The following is a 9097-nucleotide window of genomic DNA, read 5'->3' as shown; positions in this document are numbered from 1 at the left end:
TTCAATTAACTAAAAATCAGATGAAAAGGCAATCTATTAAGCGGCTCAGAAAAAATGCTGGATGGGATGATTCTATTTTAACCACTATCTTATCTCAAAATTTTTCATGAGGTGACCCTGCCCAAAGCTTTTTAAGCTAAATACCCTAAGGCTAAATTAGAGGGATTATATCAGAGACATCCAAATTCTAATTCATGGATGAATTCTTCTAAAAGGCTTTGCTTGCGTTTATTTTCTTCACATTTAGACAGTATTGTATCCTTAAAAAAAGCTGTTATGATGAGCCTTCAATGTCTGTGCTTAAGATGTAGTTTTGAGGTTGCTGAAAATACTTATTTTGCTCATTATGAAAATTTGTTTATTTTTTACTCTATTATTAAGCTATCCTTAAGCTTTTAACGTTATAATAATCTTGTTTGTTGGTTTAGTTCTAAAAGGAATGCAATGACGCAAAAGCACTCACTTACTATCTTTAGCTTAACGATGATTACCGTTGGCTCTGTAGATAGCATTCGTAATTTACCGGCTACAGCCTTATTTGGCAGTCAATTAATTTTTTACTTTACATTGGCCGCACTTTTTTTTCTAATTCCAACGGCCTTGGTTTCAGCTGAATTAGCTTCTGGTTGGGCAAAGCAAGGTGGTATTTATGTGTGGGTTAAAGAGGCTTTTGGTAAACGGGCAGGTTTTTTAGCCATATGGCTGCAATGGATTGAAAATGTTATTTGGTATCCAACCATTCTTGCTTTTGTGGCCGGGACCATCGGCTATTTAATTAACCCCATGCTTTCCAGTAATCCTTATTTTCTCTGGTCGGTGATTATCACCTGCTTTTGGGGTACCACTATTCTTAATCTGCGCGGCATGAGCTCTTCGGCGATGTTTAGTAACATCTGCTCCATTTCCGGCTTATTATTACCTATGTCTTTAATCATAGGCTTAGGGGTGGTCTGGATGGTACAAGGTAATCCTTTGCAAATTAGCTTTGATATTCCAAGTATTATTCCCCATCTGTCTGATAAGTCGATGTGGGTCTCGCTCACCGCAATAATGATGTCTTTTTGCGGTATTGAAATTGCTACCGTGCATGCTAATGATGTCAAAGATCCTCAGCGCGCCTTCCCTAAAGCACTCATTTATTCGGTAGGGATTATTTTAAGTACCTTAATATTAGGTTCTTTAGCTATTGCAGTTGTATTGCCTGGTAAAGATATTAATTTAGTTGCAGGGATAATGCAGGCTTTTGAAGCTTTTTTTAATAATTATGGCATGTACTGGATGATGCCGGTGGTTGCCCTCATGTTAGTATTAGGAGGACTTGGTGGTGTTAGCAATTGGATTATTGCGCCTACCAAGGGTTTATTAGTGGCAGCGGAAGAGGGGAATTTACCCGAAATTTTTCAACGTACTAATAAAAACGGTGCTCCTTCCTTTATGTTGTATACCCAGGCCACCATCGTTACGATTTTATCGGCTTTATTCTTATTCATGCCTAGTGTTAATGGCTCTTACTGGTTCTTAACTGCTTTAGCAGCGCAATTGTATATGCTGATGTATTTTATTATGTTCATCGCCGCCATTAAACTTCGTCTCACTGAAGCAGAACATTATCGTCCATTTAAAATTCCCGGAGGCATGCTTGGAATGATTTTAGTAGCCGGGGTGGGAATTATTGGGGTAGTAGGCACCTTTATTGTGAGCTTTATCCCACCACAAGATATTAATGTTGGTAGCTTATTACATTATGAGCTTTTATTAACTGGTGGCTTAATTATTATGTGTGCTCCGCCGTTTATTTTTTCTTGGTGGATGGCTAAAGACAACAGTTTAGAACCCGCACTTTAATACCTAGGGGGAAGTCGATAAACTTCCCCCAGAGCAGCACTCATCGATAATGATAAAAACCAACTATATTCAAAATCTAACTACTGACTTAATGGCTCGTTTGCCTGAACTCGAATGGAAAATGACTAGTCTACCACCTTCCGTACTCCGTCAATCCTTGCCGAAAAATTTATTTCGAACCGACGAGTTAACGGCAGCCGCTTGTATTAATGAGCTTAAAGCTGATCTTCAAGCATTAAGAGTCCAAAGGCATGAACGCAGTGCGGAATACCTAGCCGAACACTTAAAGAGAAAAATTTCCGTATTAGTTGGCCTCTGTCGTGTGCAGCGAAAAAATAAAGAAGAATCAAAGGCTGCAACTTTGAGTATGGCAATGTTAAGTACCCGGCAACAGTGGTTGCAATCTTTAACTCAGGAAGTAGAAACCCTAAAAAATCAGCAGCAGGCGCTTTGCATGCGAATAGCACAAATTAATCCGCATACGAGTGAACCCACACTCCTCTTAAACTTAAAACATGAGTTAGGTATGCTTGAGAGAAAACTCACCCTAGCCGAAGAAACCTTAAATAAAGCATGTCAAAAATAAAATTATGAGTTAAAGTATTGACGTCTTTCATGAACTAACAGGAGTTATAAGATGTCAGATAAATTCACTAACATTACTAAAGACATTGGTACTCAATTAGCTAAAATGCGCAAAGAAATGCCTGAGGTTATGGCTGGTTTCTCTGCTCTTTCCCAAGCAGCCTATAAGGATGGGGCTTTAAATAAAAAAACGAAAGAATTAATTGCTATGGCCTTAGCAGTTGCTAAACAGTGCCCTGGTTGTATTGGTTTTCACTCACAAACCTTAGTTAAACTAGAAACGAGTCGTGAAGAATTGTTAGAAACACTGGCGATGGCAGTTTATATGGGCGGCGGCCCCTCTTTAATGTACGCTGCAGAAGCTCTAGAGGCATTTGAAGAGTTTAACAAATAAATTCTTTTATTGTAGAGGTGCAAGCAGCTCACTCACTATTGGAGATGCTTGCAAAATCATAAGAAGGTGTTTTCGCCCGCTGTAATCAGCATGATGTGGTGATTATTGCCCCATTAAGGTTTTAAGCTGGGCCATTTCTTTTGCTTTTTTACAAGGATAGCGTTTGCTTACTCCTAATAAGGCTATTTGCGATACTGTCATTTTATCCTTATCACTTTGCTGGCTTGAGATTTCTTTATAAGTTTGCTGAATGAGGTCATTCATAATCACTGAATTTAGCTGGGCTCCATTTGCCAAGCAAAAAAGTGGTCTTCCTTGTTGTCTTGCTGCTTCATTGGCTTGTACTAAAGTTTCACCAATACTTTCACAGGTTATCGTTAATACATGGCGGGCGGATCTTGCCCAAGCTTGAGCTTGTGCATCAGCCTTCATCTCCATTATGGGTATGTTAGTTGCAATTTTCATATAATTATCAATGGTATCCGCATAAGATGAACCGCATGCCAGCAGGCAGGCCATGGCTAATAAACGCATAAGTTGTCCTTTTTATGTAAAGTCAAGAAGTCCTCTAGTTTTGATGATAAATGTACTGATTTTAACAAAACAATCAAGTTATCTTTAAGCTCTAGTTCATTTAATTAGTTACTATACCATGGGGGTGAATAAGACCTAACTTAAATGCAATAAATAAGAAAATAAATAAAGATACAGAGATAGTAATTCTTACCGTGAGTGCTTTTACCGTTCTTTTAGAGTTCTCTTTATCGCGGACTAAGAAAAATAACCCGCTTGCCAGGGAACCTGCAATCATTATCATTACAAAGATGATGAAGAGTTTAGTGATCATTTGTTATACTCCGGGCTTTGCCAATCTTAAAACGTTGGTTAAACTTCATGTTTGAGTAAAAATTAATGCCTAGTGTACCCTGTTTTAGCTTGCGTTTCACCCCAAGTTGGGTGATGTGTATCCTTACTCTAATTGTAGTTTCCCTTTTCTTACGCTTGGGATTTTGGCAGCTCCAACGCGCTGCGCAAAAGAGCGAGATGGTCAGCGCAGAACTCGCTATGGCTACAAAGGAGGCTAGGGAATGGCAGCCGCAAGATAAAATGCCGTCCCAGTACCAGCGAGTTTTAATTAAAGGTCATTATTTAGCAGACATTTTTTTACTCGATAATCAACATCAGCAGCACCAATTCGGTTATGATGTGCTTTCGCCTTTAGTTTTAGATAATGGTAAGATTGTTTTAGTGGATAGGGGATGGATTGCCGGGGACAGAACACGACGCCATTACCCACCGATCAACACGCCTCAAACTCGACTTGTAATTCAGGGAAGTGCGTATTTTCCGAGCAATAAACAATGGGTTTTAGGACCAAGTTTTGAGGAAAAAAGCGCTAAGCTCACTATTTTGGAAAATTTAGATACAAAAATAGTGTCGCAAATTTTGCAAAAACCTGCCTATCCGTTTATTATTCGCCTGGATAAAAAAGAGGACCACGGATTTGTAAGAAAATGGGCCATAGTATCCATGCCTCCTCAACGGCATTTAGCGTATGCTTGGCAGTGGTTTGCAATGGCATTGACGGTGTTTATTATTTTTATAGCTTTAAATTTGAAAAAAAATGAAAAAATCAATTAGTAAATATTATACTCTACTTGCTTTAATTTGTTTATTCGCAGCACCAGGTATCGCTGCATATTTATTTTATAGTCATCCTACATGGTTAGGCAGTGCTCGAACAAATAAAGGTAATTTATTAAGTCAACCTATCGAATTAGCTTCAATTGCGAAAAAGGATAAATGGCGGATTATGCTATGGGTCCCTAATACTTGTGACTCTAGCTGTCTCAAGCAATTAGATATGTTAGCCCGAGTTCGCTTAGCCTTAGGGCGAAAGTTATATTTAGTCGATCAACTGTTAGTAGTGGATAAAAACTCTATTAGTGCTTTGATGGAAAAAGAATTAACCGCTCGAGATTTTATGGTGCAGGAGTTGTCTGCCACTGACAAACAACAGCTAGCACCCTTTGGCAACGAAGCGCGGATCTTTATTATGGATCCGGAACGCTATTTAGTTTTAAGTTATCAATCAGACGTGAAGCCTGATGATGTTTATAAAGATTTAAAACTGTTACTAACTACCTATGAAACCAAAAAAGGTTAATTAATGCAGCATCGATCTCTACGTATTGCGGCTACAATCGCCGTATTATTAGCATTCTTTGTAGTAATGCTCGGAGCCTACACGCGCTTAACTGATGCCGGTTTAGGCTGTCCTGATTGGCCCGGATGTTATGGCCGAATGGTATTGCCTAGTGAGACAACCCATTTGGAACAGGCTCAAACCTCATATCCTAATATTCCCATCGAGACGGGCAAGGCATGGACGGAAATGGCTCACCGTTATGCCGCAGGAACTTTAGCTTTACTGATTTTTTATATCGGATTAACTGTTGCGTATAAACGTTATCGAGGGACTAAACTTCCCTGGCATTTACCTTTGGCCTTAATGGTTTTAGTCATTTTTCAAGCGGCGCTAGGTATGTGGACCGTTACTTTGAAGTTGTTGCCAGTAGTAGTGATGGGACATTTATTAGGCGGCATGCTTATTGTTGCTTGCTTAAGCCGATTCCGCTTCCAAATAAGCTCTATTGCTGGTAATGAGCTACCCCAATGGCGCCCGTGGGTACGTTTAGGATTGCTTATTGTATTTTTGCAAGTGGCCTTAGGAGGCTGGGTGAGTTCAAATTATGCGGGAATTGCTTGTATTGGTTTCCCTCAATGCAATGGATTTTGGTTCCCTGATTTATATTTAACAAAAGCCTTTAATTTATTTGCTTCAATAGGTGCAAATTACCAAGGAGGCTTATTAGATAGTGAAGTGCGCGTAACGATTCAATTTATTCACCGTCTAGGTGCATTGTTTACTGCTGTTTATCTACTCTTGTTGTCAAGCTTGATGCTCTTTAGAGAAACACCTAAACAGTTAAAAAGGTTGGCTCTTATCACGATTGCCCTGGTATTCATTCAATTTACTTTGGGTGTGCTTAATGTGGTGTATTTATTACCCTTGCATGTAGCTGTGGCCCATAATGGTGTGGCTGCTTTATTATTAGCCCAAGTTTTTTGCATGTTGCATTTCCTAAGAGGAGGGCAAGTTAATGCAAAATAATCTTTCGATTCCTTTAGCTGCAACCTGGCGGGATTATCTCGAGTTATGTAAACCTCGAGTTGTTTTATTAATGCTGCTCACGGTAATTGTTGGCATGTATTTGGCAGCACCTGGCTGGATTGACCTCTCACTTGTCGCCTTAACCTTAATTGGGGTGGGGTTCTCGGCAAGCAGTGCTGCGGCTATTAATCACTTAGTGGATAGACATATTGATGCGGTGATGGCGCGCACCAGAAAACGGCCAGTGGCACGTGGCCGCGTTTCGGTTGGACAAGCGCTAAGTTTTGCTGTATCGCTAGGCCTAATTGGGCTGGTATTGCTCTATGTTTTTGTCAATCCCTTAACGGCCTTTTTAACCTTTGTTACCTTAATTGGTTATGCTGGTATTTACACGGGATACCTTAAGCGAGCGACCTCGCAAAATATTGTAATTGGTGGCTTAGCAGGTGCGGCCCCACCTCTATTAGGATGGGTTGCAGTCACGAATCAATTAACTCCAGAACCTTTACTCTTAGTTTTAATTATTTTTACTTGGACGCCCCCCCATTTTTGGGCTTTAGCCATTTATCGTTTTGAAGAATATCGTCATGCCCAAATTCCAATGTTACCGGTCACCCATGGTATTCCCTACACCAAATTGAGTATTTATTTATATACCATCTTACTGCTTTTAGTTAGTATTTTACCGTTCATTATTGGTATGTGTGGGATTTTTTATCTTGCTGGTGCCTTGCTTTTAGGAGCGCGCTTCTTATTTTGGGCTCATAAATTGTATCGTAGTGAACGAGCCGTGGTAGCGATGCAAACATTTAAGTTTTCCATTATTTATTTAATGTTACTTTTTGTTGTTTTATTAATAGATCATTATTTATAAGGGGTAAGAATGAGTGCCAAGATAAAAGGTGTGAATGCGACAGTAGCTGTTTTATTAGCTATTGGTGCCTTATTTACCGGTCTTTTTGTATCACAGCATATTCATTCGAAGAAAAAAATTAATGTGGCTGAATTTCATGGGACCTACTTAGAGAATCCAAGAGCAGTTAATGAATTTTCCCTTACGGGAACCGACAATAAAACCTTCAATAATGCTAATTTACAAGGGCGTTGGACTTTAGTTTTTTTTGGTTTTACCAACTGCGGTTATGTCTGTCCAACTACCATGGCAGAATTGAGTAAAATGTACCGTATTTTACAAAATAAATCAGTGAAAGACTTACCAAGGGTAGTCATGATCTCCATTGATCCCGAACGAGATAATATTGAAAAGCTCGGTGCTTATGTTACTTCTTTCCAAGCAGATTTTTATGGTGCTCGAGGTGAGGAGCAAGCCATTAAAGCAATGACCCGTGAAATGGGTATTGCTTACGCAAAAGTAGCCAATAAGGATAGTCAGGATCCGCAAAATTATGATGTTCAGCATAGTGGAGCAATAATGCTTTTTAATCCGCAAGGAGAATTAAATGCATTTTTCACGACGCCGCATCATGCTGATCTATTAGCAAAGGATTATATGTTATTAGTTTCCTAACCCGGAACTTAAATAACCTAGTCTTGCCTAATTATAATACACTTAATAGATTAACTCCCTATTCATGTAAATGGGGAGGCGATTTTTTATTTTATAAACTAGGCTTAAAGAAAAAGAAAAATAATTTGAGGAATGATTAATTTATGAAAATAGCGATATTAGCCACTAACCCCCATTTGTACTCCCATAAGCGTTTAAAAGCTGAGGGTGAGGCGGCTGGTCATGAGGTTAAAATTATTAACCCTTTGTATTGCTATATGAATGTAGCAGCATCTAATCCTAAAGTACATTATCGTGGCGGTAACCAATTACCTTCCTTTGATGCGGTCATTCCGCGAATTGGTGCTTCTACAACCTACTATGGCACAGCAGTTCTACGGCATATGGAAACCATGGGGATGTATACTTTAAATGAGTCGATTGCTATTTCTCGTTCACGTGATAAGTTTCGCTCTCTACAACTTTTAGCCCGTAAGGGAATTCCAATGCCCCTAACGAGTTTTGCTCAATCTCCTGATGATACAGAGGATTTAATCCATATGGTTGGGGGCGCTCCTTTAGTGATTAAATTATTAGAAGGAACCCAAGGGAAAGGGGTTATTTTAGCGGATAGCCATCAATCTGCCGTGAGTATCATTAATGCATTTAAAGAAATGCACGCTAATATTTTAGTTCAGGAATTTATTGAGGAATCAAGAGGAACTGATATTCGCTGTTTTGTTATTGGTGATAAAGTCGTTGCCGCTGTAAAACGACAAGCCAAAGAAGGGGAGTTTCGTGCTAACGTACATCAAGGGGGAAAAGCCGCTAAAGTGAAACTTTCCCCGCAAGAGCGTTCAATTGCCATTGCCGCAGCTAAAACCATGGGCTTAAAAGTTGCTGGCGTCGATTTAATTCGCTCAAATCATGGACCCTTAGTGCTAGAGATTAACTCTTCACCTGGCTTAGAAGGGGTTGAAAAAGCCACTGCAGTCAATGTGGCAGGAAAAATTATTGAATACATTGAGAAAAATGCCAAACCAATTAGTTTAAGTCATCGCTTCCATGGTTAATGGCTTAAGGTTCGCTGTTAATGGGATTTAGAATCATTTTTCCCTAATAACCATTCCTCATTTACCTCAAGCTCTTCTGCAAGTGTTTTTAATATTTTTGCATCAGGGCTTGTCAGTCCGCTCAATAAGGCCTCAGCTTTAAATTTAGGTATCTTTATTAATTTAGACAGGATTTCAATTCGTTCAGTCGTGGCCTCAGGAACACCGATACTGTCCAATTCTTTATTGAGACGTTCTGAGAATTTTTTATTTAGCATTGATAGCTCCTTAAGTAGCTACACCATAAAATAAATTTTACTAAGTTAATTATTGATATAGCATATAATTAGTATTTTTCAATTTCATGCGGGTTGTTTTATGTACTAAAAGAAATATTTTTGCTAGTTTTGATGAGTCAATTTAGTAACTCATGTTACGCACATAAACTTGTAGTTTGACTAAAAAGCATTAGAATTCCGCCCTTAATTTTAGGGAGGGAATTAAATGGATATGCTTGATCTTTATAGTGATTATTTGAT

Annotated in this window: 12 protein-coding genes; 9 read left to right on the top strand and 3 right to left on the bottom strand. The window is 39.0% G+C overall.

The genetic code is table 11. The annotated features are described in order from the left end of the window. Positions 1 to 444: 444 nt before the first annotated feature. Genes ELY15_RS11135 through ELY15_RS11125 form a run of 3 tightly spaced genes read left to right on the top strand, consistent with a single transcriptional unit; the run spans position 445 to position 2824 of the window. On the top strand, positions 445 to 1845 hold the full coding sequence (locus ELY15_RS11135; protein WP_127100006.1) for an APC family permease: 1401 nt from the start codon (positions 445 to 447) through the stop codon (positions 1843 to 1845). Between the two features lie 49 nt (positions 1846 to 1894). Then, positions 1895 to 2431, top strand: a complete 537-nt coding sequence (gene priC, locus ELY15_RS11130) for a primosomal replication protein PriC (protein ID WP_127100004.1) — start codon at positions 1895 to 1897, stop codon at positions 2429 to 2431. Between the two features lie 51 nt (positions 2432 to 2482). Next, entirely contained in the window at positions 2483 to 2824 is a 342-nt protein-coding gene (locus ELY15_RS11125) for a carboxymuconolactone decarboxylase family protein (protein WP_127100002.1), read from the top strand. Between the two features lie 102 nt (positions 2825 to 2926). Here the strand turns inward: ELY15_RS11125 and ELY15_RS11120 are convergent, their stop codons facing one another. Together ELY15_RS11120 and ELY15_RS11115 are read right to left on the bottom strand one after the other, a co-directional pair. Beyond that, positions 2927 to 3358, bottom strand: coding sequence for a phosphatase (locus ELY15_RS11120; RefSeq protein ID WP_127100000.1), 432 nt, complete (start codon positions 3356 to 3358; stop codon positions 2927 to 2929). 100 nt (positions 3359 to 3458) lie between these two features. After that, on the bottom strand, positions 3459 to 3671 hold the full coding sequence (locus ELY15_RS11115; protein WP_127099998.1) for a twin transmembrane helix small protein: 213 nt from the start codon (positions 3669 to 3671) through the stop codon (positions 3459 to 3461). Between the two features lie 65 nt (positions 3672 to 3736). Here ELY15_RS11115 and ELY15_RS11110 point away from each other — a divergent pair, with 65 nt between their 5' ends. From ELY15_RS11110 to rimK, 6 genes are all read left to right on the top strand, one after another. Continuing rightward, positions 3737 to 4465 carry an SURF1 family protein gene (locus tag ELY15_RS11110; protein WP_127099996.1) on the top strand — a complete coding sequence of 243 codons (729 nt, stop codon included), beginning with the start codon at positions 3737 to 3739 and terminating at the stop codon, positions 4463 to 4465. Next, a complete protein-coding gene (locus tag ELY15_RS11105) occupies positions 4449 to 4991 on the top strand; it encodes a hypothetical protein (protein WP_127099994.1) in 543 nt (180 codons plus the stop codon). Before ELY15_RS11110 ends, ELY15_RS11105 begins: the two co-directional genes overlap by 17 nt. Before the next feature lie 3 nt (positions 4992 to 4994). Next, on the top strand, positions 4995 to 5999 hold the full coding sequence (locus ELY15_RS11100) for a heme A synthase (protein ID WP_127099992.1): 1005 nt from the start codon (positions 4995 to 4997) through the stop codon (positions 5997 to 5999). Further along, complete coding sequence (gene cyoE, locus ELY15_RS11095) at positions 5989 to 6873, top strand: heme o synthase (protein WP_127099990.1); 885 nt, start codon at positions 5989 to 5991, stop codon at positions 6871 to 6873. The genes ELY15_RS11100 and cyoE overlap by 11 nt, the downstream gene beginning before the upstream one ends. 9 nt (positions 6874 to 6882) lie before the next feature. Further along, a complete protein-coding gene (locus ELY15_RS11090) occupies positions 6883 to 7527 on the top strand; it encodes an SCO family protein (protein ID WP_127099988.1) in 645 nt (214 codons plus the stop codon). Between the two features lie 143 nt (positions 7528 to 7670). After that, a complete protein-coding gene (gene rimK, locus ELY15_RS11085; RefSeq protein WP_127099986.1) occupies positions 7671 to 8579 on the top strand; it encodes a 30S ribosomal protein S6--L-glutamate ligase in 909 nt (302 codons plus the stop codon). Positions 8580 to 8596: 17 nt separating this feature from the next. Here the strand turns inward: rimK and ELY15_RS11080 are convergent, their stop codons facing one another. Next, positions 8597 to 8836, bottom strand: coding sequence for a hypothetical protein (locus ELY15_RS11080; protein ID WP_127099984.1), 240 nt, complete (start codon positions 8834 to 8836; stop codon positions 8597 to 8599). Positions 8837 to 9097: the final 261 nt, after the last annotated feature.

The organism is Legionella sp. km772, from assembly GCF_003989735.1.
Taxonomy (GTDB): domain Bacteria; phylum Pseudomonadota; class Gammaproteobacteria; order Legionellales; family Legionellaceae; genus Legionella.
The sequence above is the reverse complement of the archived record's forward strand: the minus strand, read 5'-3'. Positions and strand labels throughout refer to the sequence as shown.